At 65.0% G+C, this 15,084-nt stretch carries 14 protein-coding genes; 6 read left to right on the top strand and 8 right to left on the bottom strand.

Annotation, left to right across the window (positions count from 1 at the left end; translation table 11 throughout):
• Positions 1–7 precede the first annotated feature (7 nt).
• Complete coding sequence (gene glyQ / locus AC07Z7_RS11630; protein WP_094288919.1) at positions 8–913, bottom strand: glycine--tRNA ligase subunit alpha; 906 nt, start codon at positions 911–913, stop codon at positions 8–10.
• A 241-nt stretch (positions 914–1,154) separates the two neighbouring features.
• On the bottom strand, positions 1,155–2,243 hold the full coding sequence (locus tag AC07Z7_RS11625) for a type II asparaginase (protein ID WP_094288921.1): 1,089 nt from the start codon (positions 2,241–2,243) through the stop codon (positions 1,155–1,157).
• 179 nt (positions 2,244–2,422) lie between these two features.
• Here AC07Z7_RS11625 and AC07Z7_RS11620 point away from each other — a divergent pair, with 179 nt between their 5' ends.
• Entirely contained in the window at positions 2,423–3,331 is a 909-nt protein-coding gene (locus AC07Z7_RS11620) for a LysR family transcriptional regulator (protein WP_094288923.1), read from the top strand.
• A gap of 74 nt (positions 3,332–3,405) precedes the next feature.
• Here AC07Z7_RS11620 and fabB read toward each other — a convergent pair whose 3' ends face one another.
• From fabB to AC07Z7_RS11590, 6 genes are all read right to left on the bottom strand, one after another.
• Positions 3,406–4,635, bottom strand: a complete 1,230-nt coding sequence (gene fabB, locus AC07Z7_RS11615; protein WP_494766317.1) for a beta-ketoacyl-ACP synthase I — start codon at positions 4,633–4,635, stop codon at positions 3,406–3,408.
• Positions 4,632–5,156, bottom strand: coding sequence for a 3-hydroxyacyl-[acyl-carrier-protein] dehydratase FabA (gene fabA, locus AC07Z7_RS11610; RefSeq protein WP_094288927.1), 525 nt, complete (start codon positions 5,154–5,156; stop codon positions 4,632–4,634). The genes fabB and fabA overlap by 4 nt, the downstream gene beginning before the upstream one ends.
• A gap of 160 nt (positions 5,157–5,316) precedes the next feature.
• Entirely contained in the window at positions 5,317–6,930 is a 1,614-nt protein-coding gene (gene lnt / locus AC07Z7_RS11605) for an apolipoprotein N-acyltransferase (protein ID WP_494766316.1), read from the bottom strand.
• The gene (locus AC07Z7_RS11600; RefSeq protein ID WP_094288931.1) at positions 6,930–7,805 is read right to left on the bottom strand and encodes a CorC family transporter; all 876 of its coding nucleotides are present in this window, start codon (positions 7,803–7,805) and stop codon (positions 6,930–6,932) included. Before AC07Z7_RS11600 ends, lnt begins: the two co-directional genes overlap by 1 nt.
• Before the next feature lie 100 nt (positions 7,806–7,905).
• A complete protein-coding gene (locus AC07Z7_RS11595; RefSeq protein ID WP_094288933.1) occupies positions 7,906–8,646 on the bottom strand; it encodes a GNAT family N-acetyltransferase in 741 nt (246 codons plus the stop codon).
• Positions 8,647–8,987: 341 nt separating this feature from the next.
• Entirely contained in the window at positions 8,988–9,470 is a 483-nt protein-coding gene (locus tag AC07Z7_RS11590; RefSeq protein ID WP_109790902.1) for an Lrp/AsnC family transcriptional regulator, read from the bottom strand.
• A gap of 165 nt (positions 9,471–9,635) precedes the next feature.
• Here AC07Z7_RS11590 and AC07Z7_RS11585 point away from each other — a divergent pair, with 165 nt between their 5' ends.
• The 5 genes from AC07Z7_RS11585 (at position 9,636) to phhA (ending at position 14,822) form a co-directional block, all read left to right on the top strand.
• Positions 9,636–10,577 (top strand): esterase/lipase family protein, encoded by a 942-nt coding sequence (locus AC07Z7_RS11585; RefSeq protein ID WP_094288937.1) that lies wholly within the window; start codon positions 9,636–9,638, stop codon positions 10,575–10,577.
• Positions 10,578–10,580: 3 nt separating this feature from the next.
• Positions 10,581–11,570, top strand: coding sequence for a lipase secretion chaperone (locus tag AC07Z7_RS11580; protein WP_494766315.1), 990 nt, complete (start codon positions 10,581–10,583; stop codon positions 11,568–11,570).
• A 196-nt stretch (positions 11,571–11,766) separates the two neighbouring features.
• Entirely contained in the window at positions 11,767–12,879 is a 1,113-nt protein-coding gene (gene hppD, locus AC07Z7_RS11575) for a 4-hydroxyphenylpyruvate dioxygenase (RefSeq protein ID WP_094288941.1), read from the top strand.
• 73 nt (positions 12,880–12,952) lie between these two features.
• Complete coding sequence (locus AC07Z7_RS11570) at positions 12,953–13,921, top strand: Bug family tripartite tricarboxylate transporter substrate binding protein (RefSeq protein WP_494766314.1); 969 nt, start codon at positions 12,953–12,955, stop codon at positions 13,919–13,921.
• 61 nt (positions 13,922–13,982) lie between these two features.
• Positions 13,983–14,822 (top strand): phenylalanine 4-monooxygenase, encoded by an 840-nt coding sequence (gene phhA, locus AC07Z7_RS11565; RefSeq protein ID WP_494766313.1) that lies wholly within the window; start codon positions 13,983–13,985, stop codon positions 14,820–14,822.
• The last annotated feature ends 262 nt before the right edge of the window (positions 14,823–15,084 follow it).

Genomic DNA, 15,084 nt, shown 5'->3' with positions numbered 1-15,084 from the left:
ATTTCTCTCACGCAGCCTTCTTCGCCATCTGTTCCACCCACTCGCGCGGCGCCATGGGGAAGCCCAGGCGTTCGCGGCTCTCGTAGTAGCTTTGCGCCACGCTGCGGGCCAGGTTGCGGATGCGGCCGATATAGGCAGCGCGTTCCGTCACGCTGATGGCACCGCGCGCATCCAGCAGGTTGAAGCTGTGTGCGGCCTTGAGCACTTGCTCATACGCAGGCAGCGCCAGCTGCTGTTCCATGAGGTACTTGGCCTGCTTTTCGTGCGCGTTGAAGGCGGTGAACAGGAAGTCCGCGTCGCTGTGCTCGAAGTTGTAGGTGGACTGCTCCACCTCGTTTTGCTTGTACACGTCACCGTAGCTCAGGGTGTCGGTCCACTTCAGGTTGTAGACGTTGTCCACGCCCTGCAGGTACATGGCCAGGCGCTCCAGGCCGTAGGTGATCTCGCCCGTGGCGGGCTTGCAGTCGATGCCGCCCACTTGCTGGAAGTAGGTGAACTGCGTCACTTCCATGCCGTTGAGCCACACTTCCCAGCCCAGGCCCCAGGCGCCGAGGGTGGGGTTCTCCCAGTCGTCTTCGACAAAGCGGATGTCGTTCTTTTTCAGATCAAAGCCCAGGGCTTCGAGACTGCCCAGGTACAGCTCCAGGATGTTGGCCGGAGCGGGCTTGAGCACCACCTGGTATTGGTAGTAGTGCTGCAGGCGGTTGGGGTTCTCGCCATAGCGGCCGTCCTTGGGGCGGCGGCTGGGCTGCACGTAGGCGGCCTTCCAGGGCTCGGGGCCGATGGCGCGCAGGAAGGTGGCGGTGTGCGAGGTGCCAGCGCCCACTTCCATGTCATAGGGCTGCAAGAGTGCGCAACCCTGCGCGTCCCAGTAGGACTGCAGCTTCAGGATGATTTGCTGGAAGGTCAACATGAGGTTCGGGGCACTGGCAGGGCCAGGGCCGGGCAATGAGGAAGGTGAAACAACAACGGGATCAAGCCGGTGCCCGGGCCCGCTGTCTCTCAAGAAGAAACGGCGTTGCGCCAGGGCGAAACCGGTGATTTTACGGCGCCCCGCCAAGAACAAAGGCCGGGGCCCTTGTGGAGCCCCGGCCTCGGCAACCGGTATCGCGTGCAGTGCGCTCTGGCGAGCGGTTGGTGCGCAGTTCGGGAGATCAGTATTCCCAGAAAATGCGCTGGAGTTCCTTGCTGTCCTGGGTCTTGGTCAAAGCCACCATGGCAAGGATGCGGGCCTTTTGCGGACGCAGGTCATGCGCCACCACCCAGTCGTATTTGTCGTCAGGCTGCTCGGCATTGCGCAGCACAAAACCATCGGGCACGCGGGCCGAGCGGATGATCTGCACGCCCGAGGCGCGCAGGGCCTTGAGCGATTCCACCGCCTGCGCAGCCACCGAGCCGTTGCCGGTGCCAGCATGGATCAGCGCCTTCACGCCCGCCTTGCCGTAGGCTTCGATGCCGGTGGTGTTCATGTTGCCGTAGCCGTACACGATGTCCACAGCAGGCAGCGCCTTGATGTCGTCGATGTTGAACTCGGATTGCGTAGTGTGGCGCTTGACCGGCGCGCGGAACCAGTAGTTCTTGCCTTCCACCACCATGCCCAGCGGGCCCCACTGGCTCTTGAAGGCCTCGGTCTTGATGTTGATGGTCTTGCTCACGTCGCGACCGCTCTGGATCTCGTCGTTCATCGTGACCAGCACGCCCTTGCCGGCAGCGTCCTTGCTTGCGGCCACGGTCACGGCGTCGTACAGGTTCAGTGCGCCGTCGGCCGACAGGGCTGTGCCGGGGCGCATGGAGCCCACCACCACGATGGGCTTGGCGGTGCGCACGGTGAGGTTCAGGAAGTACGCGGTTTCTTCCAGCGTGTCGGTGCCGTGGGTGATGACGATGCCGTCCACGTCAGCCTGCTTGGACAGGGCGGAGACACGCTGGCCCAGGCGCAGCAGGTGCTCGTTGGTGAAGCTCTCGGAGGCAATCTGGAACACCTGCTCACCAGACACCTTGGCTACATTGGCCAGCTCGGGCAGGCCCGCCAGCAGCTTATCGACCGGCACCTTGGCGGCGGCATAGGTCGCGCTGTTGGCAGCCGAAGCGCCCGCACCGGCAATGGTGCCGCCCGTGGCGAGCACGACCACATGGGGCTTGGCCGCCTGGGCCAGGGCGACCGTGGACAGGGCCGAGAGCACGACGCCCGCAAACCAGCGGCGCGTGATGGACGAGGAAGAAGAAGCAGAAAAAATTCGCATGGTTGTGTCTCCGGGTCATTCTCCGGGCGCTGCGGGGTGGTGCGGCGCCCTGCTGCCGTCCGCCCCGGTGCGCGGGTGTCGGACGGTGCGGCATCCTATGAGAAATCCACACACAGCCAAGTGGAATAATTGGCGCCACCCTGTGAATTGGATTCACACCCCTTCTTCCCGGAATTCCCATGAACCTGCGCCAGCTCGAAGTGTTCCAGGCCGTTTTGCAGACCGGCAGCATGAGCGCGGCAGGCCGTCTGCTGTGCATCACGCCCTCGGCCGTGAGCAAGGCCGTGGCCCACACGGAGCTGCAGCTGGGCTACCGGCTGTTCAACCGCACGCCAGCGGGCCTGACGCCCACGCCCGAGGCGCAGGTGCTGGCCGTGGAATCCGGCAGCATCCACCGCCAGCTGGATGCGCTGCAGCGCACGGCGCGCAACCTGGCGACCACCGAGCTGGGCGATGTGCGGCTGGCAGCCATCCCGTCCATCACCCACGAATTTCTGCCCACGCTGCTGCATCGCCATGCGCAAAAGCACCCACAGGTGGGGGTGGAGGTGCGCACCATCCACCAGGACCAGATGACGCAGGCACTGCTCACGCGCAGCGTGGACTTTGGGCTGGGTTTCTTCGAGCATCCGCACCCGCAGGTGCATAGCGAGCTGCTGGTGAGCGGGCGCCTGTCGCTGGCCGTGGCCCGCACCCTGTGGGACCGCGCTCCACGTGCCGCCAGCACCGCTGCGCGCCTGGCGCAGGTGCCCGCCATCCGGCTGGTGGGCGACGACCCGATGCGGCAGTCCATCGACCACACGGCCGACCGCCTGGGCACACCGGGCGGGCCAGGCATCCAGGTGCAGACATCGCGCCTGGCGCTGGAACTGGTGCGGCTGGGCATGGGCTGGACGGTGGTGGACTTCCTCACCGCCATCCGCCTGGACCCGGCGCACATGGTGGCAGTGGAACTGCCCGACCTGCCGCCCATGTCGCTGTACAGCTACCACGCGGGCAACCACCCACCGGGTCTGCAGGCCACGCGCATGCTGGCCATGCTGCCTGCGCTGCTGCATGAGGCGCTGTCGCCCAGGCCGCGCAAGTAGCCCCCGCAGCCACAAAAAAACCCGCCGCCGCAAACGCGGGGGCGGGTTGGGACGCAGCGGCAGTGCCTACCGCGTCAGGCGCCCATCCAGCGGCGCAGCACCAGGCTGGCGTTGGTGCCGCCAAAGCCAAAGCTGTTGGACAGCACCGTGGTCAGCTGCGCGTCGCGCGTCTGCGTGACCAGGGGCATGTCGCCCAGGGCCGGATCGGGCGTTTCCACATTGGCCGATCCCGCGATGAAGCCCTGGTTCAGCATGATCATGCAGTAGATCGCCTCCTGCACCCCGGTCGCACCCAGCGAGTGGCCGGTGAGCGATTTGGTGGACGAGAACGGCGGCACCTTGTCGCCGAACAGGGCCTTCATGGCGCGCACTTCCTGCATGTCACCCACCGGCGTGGAAGTGCCGTGGGTGTTGATGTAGTCGATGGGGCCGTCCAGGCCTTCCATCGCCTGTTGCATGCACGCAATGGCGCCATCGCCCGACGGAGCCACCATGTCTTCGCCATCACTGGTGGCACCAAAGCCCACCACCTCGGCCAGGATGGTGGCGCCGCGTGCCTGGGCATGCTCCAGGCTCTCCAACACCACCGCGCCACCGCCGCCTGCAATCACAAAACCATCACGGTTCGCGTCGTAGGCGCGCGAGGCTCTCTCGGGCGTTTCGTTGTATTTGCTGGACATCGCGCCCATGCCGTCAAACAGCAGCGACATGCCCCAGCTCAGCTCTTCACCGCCGCCCGCGAACATCACGTCCTGCACGCCCCAGGCGATCTGCTGCGCAGCTGCGCCGATGCAGTGCGCCGAGGTCGAGCAGGCCGAGGTGATGGAGTAGTTGATGCCCTTGACCTTGAAGTTGGTCGCCAGGCAGGCAGAAACCGTGGAGCTCATGCAGCGCGTGACCTGGTACGGCCCCACACGGCGGATGCCCTTTTCGCGCAGCGTGTCGGCCGCTTCGATCTGGTTGGCAGGCGAGCCACCGCCCGAGCCCATGATGAGGCCGGTGCGCGGGTGGCTGACCTGCTCGGGCGTGAGACCGGCTTGCTGGATCGCGTCTTCGAGCGCGATCTGTGCATAGGCCGCCGCGTCGCCCATGAAGCGCAGCTGCTTGCGGTCGATGCGTGCTTCGATGTCGATCTCGGGCGCGCCGCCCACCTGGCTGCGCAGGCCCAGTTCCTTGAACTTTTCCACGGCCTTGATGCCACTGGTGCCCGCACGCAGCGAGGCCTCCACTGTGGCCAGGTCGTTACCGATGCACGAGACGATGCCCGCACCGGTGATGACTACACGCTTCTTGGTCGTCGTCATGCTGCTACGTCCTTGTCGTCGCCCTCGCGCTTGAACAAACCCACGCGCAGGTCGTTGGCGACGTAAATTTCCTTGCCATCAGCCAGCAGGCGGGCGTCGCCAATGGCCATCACCAGCTTGCGCTTGATCACACGCTTGATGTCGATTTCGTAGGTGACCAGCTTCACGTCCGGGCCCACTTCGCCGGTGAACTTGACCTCACCCGCACCCAGGGCGCGGCCCCGGCCGGGCAGTTGCAGCCAGGTCAGGTAAAAACCGATGAGCTGCCACATGGCATCGAGCCCCAGGCAGCCGGGCATGACCGGGTCGCCCTGGAAATGGCAGGCAAAAAACCACAGATCAGGCTTGACATCCAGTTCAGCGCGGATTTTTCCCAGCCCGTGCGCCCCCCCATCACTGTCGATGTGCGTGATGCGGTCAAACATCAGCATGGGTGGCAGCGGCAGACGCCCGCTGTCAGCGCCGAACAGCCGGCCTTCGCCCGAGGCGATCAGTTGTTCGTAGGAAAAGGAATCTGCCATTTTCAGTCGTGCTCCAGAACGGCGGGTTCGCCCGCCTCAAATCATCGTTGTCCGCAAAACAAGCCCCCGCTTGCGGGGCTCTATTATCAAGGCATAGGGAGGAGCCTCTAAAGAAGGGATTGTCCGGCCCTCTGGCGGCTCCACAGGCGGATGACCTAAATCAACCGCCCCGCGCCCTGTGCACACCCCGTGCCAGCAGGGCCGCAACCAGCGCCAGCCCCCCCAGGGCCCACAGCGGCCACAGTCCCCAGCGCGCCACCCACCATGCATAGGGCGTGATCGCCCAGCCGGTTTGTGCGCTGAGCCCGCGGCCTTGCACGTCGCCCCGGAGCACGCCCCGGGTGTGGCGCTCCAGCTGGTGCGTGACCACGCCCCGGTGGTCGATGATGGCCGTGGCGCCTGTGTTGGTGGCGCGCACCATGGGGCGCTCGAACTCCAGCGTGCGCATGCGGCTGATGTGCAGGTGCTGGTCAATCGCCACCGAGTTGCCAAACCAGCCGATGTTGCTGAAGTTCACGAACACGGTGGGCGCCTGGGCCGGGTCGATGAAACGCGCGCCCAACTCCTCGCCAAACAGATCCTCGTAGCAGATGTTGGGCGCAATGCGCTGCCCCTTCCACATGAAAGACGCCTGACCCACGGCGCCCCGGTTGAAGTCTCCCAGCGGGATGTCCATCATGGCCGTGAACCACTTGAAGAAGGGCGGAATGAATTCGCCAAAAGGCACCAGATGGTGCTTGTCATAGCGGTAGGGCGTGGCCTGGGTGGCGGGCCCCATGCCAAGCACCGAGTTGGTGTAGCCCAGCGTTTCATCCCCCAGCGGAATCCCCACCAACGCGGCCTGCGGGCCTTGCGCGTAGCGCTGCTGGATGCCCTCGAGGTACCCCGGAATGAGCTGCTGCGGCAGCAGCGGAATCGCAGTTTCGGGCGCCACCACCAGGTCGGCCTTGGCATCGCGCAGCGCTGCGGCGTACCACTGAAGGGCCACGGGCACACCACTGCCCGGCTGGAATTTCTCGTCCTGCGGAATGTTGCCTTGGAGCAGCTCCAGGCTCAGCGCGGGCGGCTGGGGTTGCGAGGGCGTGTGGCACAGGTTGACCGCACAGAAGCGCTGCGCCGTGGCCCCGGCCAGCACAGCTGCCAGGGCCAGCAGCAGCGCCAAAATGCGCCACCGGCGCAGGTCGGCGAGGCGTAGTTGCACCACCCCCATGGCCAGCGCTGCCGCCACGGCGCCCAGGCCATAGACCCCCACATACCGTGCCAACGGCGCCAGCGGCCCGTCCACATGGGCATAGCCCCCCGCCCCCCAGGGAAAGCCCGTCCACCAGATGCCCCGCGCTAGCTCGGCCAGCAGCCAGAGCGCTCCAAAAAGGAGAGCAGACCCGCCTTGATGGACGGGCGCAAGGCGGCAAAAAAGGCCTAAAACGGCGGCATAGTAGCTGCCCAGAAACGCGGCCAGCGCCAACACGGCGGCCACCGCCAGCGGCGCAGGCAGGCCGCCATAGGTGTGCATGGAAATGAACAGCCACCAGAAGGTGCCCGAAAGCCAGGCCGTGGCAAACACGCCGCCAATCAGCGCCCCCCGCTGCCAGGACACCACCGCCCCCGCACCCGGCCGCACCAGGCGCGCCAGCACGGCCAGAGATAGCAGCTGCAGCCACCACAAGGGCTGGCCATGGCCCGGCCAGGCCAGGGAGGCCGCCTGCGCCAGCCCGGCGGCCAGCGCCATCAGCGCCTGCAGGGGCCAGCGCATCGTCACGGAAGCCCGCGCCATCAAGCGGCAGCGCTGCCGTCTTCGGCCTTGGACACCTTGAACCAGCGCACGGCACCGCCCTTGGTGTGCAGCACCACAAACTGCAGGCCACCCAGCTGCAGCTGCTCGCCGCGCTTGGGCACATGGCCCATTTCGTGGGCAATCAGGCCACCAATGGTGTCAAAACTTTCGCCGGGATCGCTGCTCTGGATCAGTACATCAAAGGCTTCACAGACGCGCTCGACCGAGGTGTCGCCGCTCACGCGGTAGGTGCGGTCGGCGAGGCCGAAGATGTCGCCGTCGTCCTCGGGGATGTCGAACTCGTCCTCGATCTCGCCCACGATCTGCTCCAGCACATCCTCGATGGTGACCAGCCCGGCCATGCGGCCAAACTCGTCGATCACGATAGCCAGGTGGTTGCGGTTGCCCCGGAACTCGCGCAGCAGGTCGTTCAGGCCCTTGCTCTCGGGCACAAACACCGCCGGGCGCAGCAGGGCGCGGATGTTCAGCTCGGGCGCCCGCTGCAGCTTGAGCAGGTCCTTGGCCATGAGGATGCCAATGATGTTGTCGCGTTCGCCCTGGTACACCGGAAACCGCGAATGCGCGGTGTTGATGACCAGATGCAGCAAATCGTCGAACGGGGAGTCGATGTTGACCAGATCCATGCGCGGCGCAGCCACCATCACGTCGCCCGCCGTCATGTCGGCCATGCGGATCACACGCTCCAGCATCACGCGCGACTCGGCGCCAATGACCTGGTTGTCCTCGGCTTCGGCCAGGGTCTCGATCAATTCCTGGGTCGAGTCGGGGCCAGGGTGGATGAACTCTGCCACCTTCTGCAGGAAGGTGCGTTTGTCTTCCTTTTCGGGCGGGCGCCCGGGATGCGGATCAGACACTGTCGTGGAGTGCAGGACGTGCGGTAGTGGATCGGGCCCCTAGGATAGCGGATTGTGGTGACAGGGCCCGCACCGGCCCCGCCCCGTGCCCAGCCAGGCCTTACTCGGCCGACTGGTGGCGCGCGTGCTGCACGCCGCTGCGCACTTCCTGCACGTTGGCCAGAAAGTCCCAGAACTGCTTGGCCTGCTTCTTGAGCTGGTAGTCCACCTCGGCAAACTGCTGCTCCACGATCTCGGCCATGCGCGTGTCGAGGCTTGCGGGCGGGATCTGCAGGTAGGCCTCGGACTCTGAGCCATCGCGGCGCACTGTGGCACCCGCGTTGCGCGCGATCTTGAGCATGGCCGTGTTCTCGGACAGCGCATGGATGAACACCATGTTCACGCCTTCATTGCGGGCATGCATCACGGCACGCTCGAACAGGCGGGCGCCAAAACCACGGCCCCGGGCCTGCTTGAGCACGGACACACCGAATTCGGCGCATTGCTTGTGCTCAGGGTGCTCGGAAAACGCCAGGTGGGCCATGGCGATCAGTTCGAGGCGGCGGTTGTAGATGCCGAAGATTTCGTCACGGTTGAAATCCAGCTGCTCCGCGTAGCGGCGGATCTGCTCGTCGTTGGCGGCGTAGCCAAAACGCAGGTAGCGGTCTGCAGGCTCCAGCTGCAGCAGGTGCTGGGTGATCCGCTCCCGATAGGAGGGGCCCAGGGAGCGGATAGGAACCATCACGGGCGTCTCCTGCTGGTGGATGTGAATGTCAGAGGCAGAGGAGCCGCCCGTTACCGGGCGCAGCATGTCCCGGCCTGCGTACCAGGATGCCTTGAGCCAGTCTTTGGTTGCGAACATGCAGCCAAATATAAGGGTTTTCCCTCATTTTTTCCAGTTCAAATTGCTGCGGCGCAGCAAAATAGTGACACTACTCAAAAGGCAAAGAAATCGGCTCCAAGCGCCTGATGAACAAGCTTCAGAAGCTATCAATTTAAGAGTAATCATGCTGTGAAACTCCTCTGCAGGGGTCGCACATGCGACGGCTGGGTGGCTGGACTGCCGTCTGCACCATGCCCCCTTAGCCCCCACCGGAGCGTATAGCGCGGCGCGCCTGGCAGCAACCTCCGCCGCACCGACAGGCACGCTAAGAAATCACGCCTGCGACATGCACAGGCGCATCCGAGGACGAAGGTGCCGGGCTACACCGGCACGGCCGTGGTCGCTTTCACGCGGTCGAGCACAAAGCTGGTCTTGCAATCCTGCACGCTGGGGTGCTTGAGCAGGGTGTCCATGATGAAGCGGCTGTAGTGCGCCATGTCGGCCACCACCACGCGCAGCAGGTAGTCCATCTCGCCGGTGAGCGAGGCGCACTCCACCACCTCGGGCCAGGTCTGCACGCTGGCGCGGAACAGGTCCATGGGGTTGCGCTTGTGGCTTTCGGTGTGTTTTTCGAGGCGCACGTTGAGGTAGGCCGTGAGCCCCAGCCCCACCGCTTCGGGCGGCACCAGGGCCACATAGCGGTCGATCACGCCGCTGTCCTCCAGCCGCTTGACGCGGCGCAGCACGGCGCTGGGCGACAGGCCCACCTGCTCGCCGATCACGTCGTAGGTCTCGCGGCCGTTTTCTTGCAGACGGCGCAGGATGGCGCGATCCAGCTTGTCCAATGCGTCAAAAGCTTTCATGGCGCAGGATTTTACGGAATCCAGGCAATTTCCCGCCGACCACATTGCAGGCACGGGTATGTCCCGATAGTGACAGCAGCCATCTCCCCAAAAAATAAACACTGCAAAAACGAACGACCGTTCTATTTTGCAAGCATAAGAAATCACATCAACGGAGACAAACACATGACCGGATTTTTCAGCCGCTTGTTGCGGCGACTGGTGCTGGCAGCAACGGCGGGGTTGCTGCTGGTGGGCGGGGGCGCGCAGGCGCAAACGGGCTACACGCAAACGCGGTATCCCATCGTGCTGGTGCACGGGCTTTTTGGCTTTGACTCGGCGCTGGGCATCGATTACTTCTACGGCATTCCCGACGCACTGCGCCAGGGTGGTGCCAAGGTCTACGTGGCCCAGGTGTCGGCCGCCAACAGCACCGAGGTGCGGGGCGAGCAGCTGCTGGCCCAGGTCAAGACCATCCTCGCCATCACCGGCGCGGCCAAAGTGAACCTGGTGGGCCACTCGCACGGCGGCCCCACCACGCGCTATGTGGCGGGTGTGGCGCCGCAGTTGGTGGCCTCGGTCACATCCATCGGGGGCGTGAACCGGGGTTCGCGCGTGGCCGACATCCTGCGCGGCGTGGCGCCTGCAGGCTCGGTGTCCGAGGCCGTAGCCAATGCGGCGGCCAAGGCGCTGGTGGGTTTGATCAACCTGACCTCGGGCGGCACGGGCCTGCCCCAGATGCCCACGGCGGCGCTGGACTCGCTGACCACCGCAGGCTCCGCCAAGTTCAACAGCCGCTTCCCACAGGGGGTGCCCACCTCCGGCTGCGGCAATGGTGCTGAGCTGGTGAATGGCGTGCGCTACTACTCCTGGACCGGCACCCTGCCCCTGACCAACGTGCTCGACGCCAGCGACGCACTGCTGACCACGCTGAGCCTGACCTTTGGCGAAGCCAACGACGGCCTGGTGTCGGCCTGCTCGTCGCGCCTGGGCAAACACCTGGGCGACTACCGCCAGAACCACCTTGATGAAGTGAACCAGTTGCTGGGCCTGCGCGACTGGTTCTCCACCGACCCGGTGACGCTGTACCGCCAGCACGCCAACCGCCTCAAGCAGCAAGGCCTGTAAGCCATGGCCCAACCCTTGCGCACCTGGGCGGTTGCCGCCGCACTCCTGGCCTTCACCACGGCCGCCGTGGTCTGGTGGCTGGGAGGCCCTGCCGGGTTGGGCGCGGGGGTTACGCATCAACCACCCGTGGGGGCGGCCGCCGCCACCGCCGGTGCCCAGGTACAACCATCGCCAGCACAGGGCGTGGACAACAGCTTTTTTGCACGCCGCCGCGCCATCACCGCCGATGGCCCGGCCGACCCGCTGCTGGTGCACGGCCTGCGCGACACGCTGGAAGCCCTGTTGATGGAAGCGGGCGACGCCAGCGACCCGGCCGTGCTCAAGCAGCGCCTGGCCGCACTGGTGAACCAGCATTTCCCCGCCACCCTGGCCACCCGTGCGCTGGCCCTGGCCGAGCGCTATGTGGACTATCGCGTGGCCCTGGGCAGCCTGCGCGCGCCGCAGGACCTGACCGACCCACGCGCACTGCGCGACGCACTGGAAGCGCGCCACAAGGTACGCCTGCAGTTTTTTGACGACGCCGAATACGACGCCCTGTTTGCCCGCGAGGCCGACCTGGACCGCTACACCCTGGCACGCCTGGAGATTGAGCGCAACACCCAGCTCAGCCCCGAGCAGCGCGCCCAGGCGCTGCAGGCGGCTGACAACGAAATCTCCGCCGAGCGCCGTGCCGAACGCAGCGCCGCCACCGAACACATGGCCGCCGCCGCGCAGACGGCCGCGTTCAACGCCAGCAACGCCGACGAACGCACCCGCTACGCCGCCCGCAGCGCGCAATACGGTCCGGCAGCCGCGCAGGCCATGGCCCAGCTGGACCGGGAGGAACAGCACTGGAACCAGCGCCTGGACCAGTACAGCCAAGCCCGCGCGCAACAGGGCGAGGGCCCTGGCCTGCAGCAGTTGCGCCAGCAGCTTTTCTCGCCCGAGGAGCAGCAACGCATTGACGCCGCGCTGGCGCTGCGCCGGCTTAGCGCGGGCGCTTCGGGCTCCTAGCGCTCTGCGGGCACCTGGCGACGCCGCATCGGCGCGGCGACCCTCCCTGCCCGAAGCGCCGCCTGATTGCGCGAAATTTTGACCATTCACAATATTCCTGCAAATCAAGCGGCAAAGCCTCTTGATTTCGCTAGAAACATGAGGCAGGCCACGCCTAAAGTCCATGACATTCATCAACGAATGCCGGAGACCCCCCATGAACGCCGCCTTGCCGCAAGAAACCACCGCCCAGCTCGCTGCCTGGGACAACCCCATGGGCCTGATGGGCTTCGAGTTCGTCGAATTCACCTCGCCCCAGCCCGGCGTGCTGGAGGCGGTGTTTGAAAAGCTGGGTTTCACGCTGGTCGCCAAGCACCGCTCCAAGGACGTGGTGCTGTACCGCCAGAACGGCATCAACTTCATCCTGAACCGCGAGCCCCACAGCCAGGCGGCTTACTTCGGCGCAGAGCATGGCCCGTCTGCCTGCGGCCTGGCCTTCCGCGTGAAGGATGCGCACAAGGCTTACAACCGCGCACTGGAGCTGGGCGCCCAGCCCATCGACATCCCCACCGGCCCCATGGAACTGCGCCTGCCCGCCATCAAGGGCATTGGCGGTGCACCGCTGTACTTGATCGACCGCTTTGAAGACGGCAAGTCCATCTACGACATCGACTTCGAATTCATCGAAGGTGTGGACCGCCGCCCTGTGGGCCATGGCCTGAACCTCATCGACCACCTCACGCACAACGTGTACCGGGGCCGCATGGGCTTCTGGGCCAACTTCTACGAGAAGCTGTTTAACTTCCGTGAGATCCGCTACTTCGACATCCAGGGCGAATACACGGGCCTGACCTCCAAGGCCATGACAGCGCCCGACGGCATGATCCGCATCCCGCTGAACGAAGAAGCCAAGCAGGGTGGCGGCCAGATCGAAGAATTTTTGATGCAGTTCAACGGCGAAGGCATCCAGCACATCGCGCTGATCTGCGACAACCTGCTGGACGTGGTGGACAAGCTGGGCATGGCCGGCGTGCCCCTGGCCACGGCACCCAACGAGGTCTACTACGAAATGCTGGACACCCGTTTGCCCGGCCACGGCCAGCCCGTGCCCGAGCTGCAGTCGCGCGGCATCCTGCTTGATGGATCCACCGCTGACGGCACGCCCCGCCTGCTGCTGCAGATCTTCTCCACGCCCATGCTGGGCCCGGTGTTCTTCGAATTCATCCAGCGCGAAGGCGACTACCGCGACGGCTTTGGCGAAGGCAACTTCAAGGCGCTGTTCGAGTCGCTGGAGCGCGACCAGATCCGCCGTGGCGTGCTGAACACCTAAGTCATCAGACATCCAGGGTTAACCCTGAACAGGTGCCTATACTGCGCGCTCCCCGGAACTCAAAAGGATCCCGATGTCGCTCCGTAGCACCCTGTTCAGTGTTGGCCTGACCTGTGTGGCCACCTTTGCCATGGCCCAAAGCCCCTCTGCCCCGCTCACCATCGTGGTTCCCTACCCCGCTGGTGGTCCGCTGGACACCTCGGCCCGCATCGTGGCCGACGGTGCTGCCGCCCAGTTGGGCTCCATTACCGTGGAGAACAAACCGGGGGCGGGTGGTAGTACCGGCGCCGATCAGGTCGCCAAATCTCCCAAGACCAGCAACCAGGTGCTGATGGGCGCCGTGGCCACCCACGCCGTCAATCCCTGGCTGTACAAGAACTTCCCCTACAACGCACTCAAGGACTTCAAGCCCATCGCCCTCGTGGCGCGCACGCCCAATGTGCTGGTGGTGAGTGCGGCGCAAGCAGCCAAGCTGGGCATCAAGACCACGCCCGACCTGGTGCAGTACCTCAAGAAGAACCCGGACCAGGCCAAGTACGGCTCGGGTGGCAACGGCAGCATCGGCCACATCTCGGCCGAGATGTTCAAGTCGCTCACCAACACCAAGATGGGCCACACGCCCTTCCAGGGCTCCAAGCCCGCGCTCGCCGCGCTGGAATCGGGCCAGGTGCTGATGGTGTTTGACAACCTGGCCTCGGCGTTGCCGCAGATCCAGTCGGGCAAGCTGCTGGCGCTGGGTGTGACCACCCTCAGCCGCAACGAGGCGCTGCCCAACGTGCCCAGCATCAACGACAGCGTGCAGGGCTTCAATGTGTCCACATGGTTCGGCCTGTTCGCGCCGACCTCGCTGCCTGATGCGGACGCGCGCCGCTATGCCAACTCGTTCAGCGCCGCGATGCACTCGCCCGCAGGCAAGGAGAAGTTCAAGAAGATGGGCATCACGCCCGAAGAGCTGACGCTCGACGGGTTTGCGCAGTTTGTGCGCTCGGAAAACAGCAAGTACGAATTTCTGATCCGGGCCGCAAAGATCAAGATCGATTAACAGCCGCCGGTCAAATGCGCGCCGGTCGGTGCGCAAGGTCATGGCGGCAAAGGAGAAAAAAATGGGACAAGCCCCTGTCGTCTATGGCCAATCCACTCGCCCACCGCGTGGCGACTATTCGCGTGCCAGCGCGGACTACACCTGCCCGCAGGACTATGCGAGCTACACCGACGCCGACCACGACACCTACCGCCGTCTGTACGAGCGCCAGCGCGCCCTGCTGCCCGGCCTGGCCAGCCAGGCGTTCATCGACGCCCTGCCCTCACTGGGCGCGAGCGACCGCATCCCGCGTTTTGAAGAGGTGAACGAGCGCCTCTACAAAGCGACCGGCTGGGAGCTGGTGGGCGTGCCGGGGCTGATCCCGGAGGTGCCCTTCTTCACCCTGCTGGCCAACCGCAAGTTCCCGGTGACGGACTGGATCCGCAAGCCCGAGGAGTTCGAGTACATCGTCGAGCCCGACATTTTTCACGACCTGTTCGGCCATGTGCCGCTGCTGTTCAACCCGGTGTTTGCGGACTACGTACAGCGATACGGACAGGGCGGGCTGAAGGCGCAGGGGCTGGGGTCGTGCGAGATGCTCTCGCGTTTGTACTGGTACACCATCGAGTTCGGGCTGATCCGCGAGGCGGGGCAGTTGCGGGCGTACGGGGCGGGGATTTTGAGCTCATCGGGCGAGTTGGCGTATTCGGTGCAGAGCCCGGAGCCGCAGCGCATTCCGCTGGCGCTGGAGCGCACCATGCGCACGCGCTACAAGATCGATACGTACCAGCAGACGTACTTTGTGATCGACAGTTTTGAGCAGCTGTTCGAGATGACGGCGGCGGACTTTGCGCCGATCTATGAGCGGCTGCGGGGGTTGCCGGAGTTTGCTGCGGATGAGCGGGACGCTGTGGCGGCTTGATGTTTTGAAAGAAATTGGCTGCCTCCGCCTGTCTAAAAAGCGCTGACAGCTACTATTTTTATAGCACTACAGTGACCGTTCGGGCTGAGCCTGTCGAAGCCTTGGCGTACTGGTTTGAATGGCGTGCTTGGGTTGAGGGCGGAGGCCGGGGTGTGCGCCCGGCGGCGCAGTAACTTTCTTTCGTCTCGCCTGTTCAGACCGGACACATGGGAAACAGGTGTGCGGGAACATGGGTAACACCTCCTCAATTGGAAGCCGTCAA

The sequence above is a fragment of the Acidovorax sp. GW101-11A03 genome (assembly GCF_059424825.1).
The sequence above is the reverse complement of the archived record's forward strand: the minus strand, read 5'-3'. Positions and strand labels throughout refer to the sequence as shown.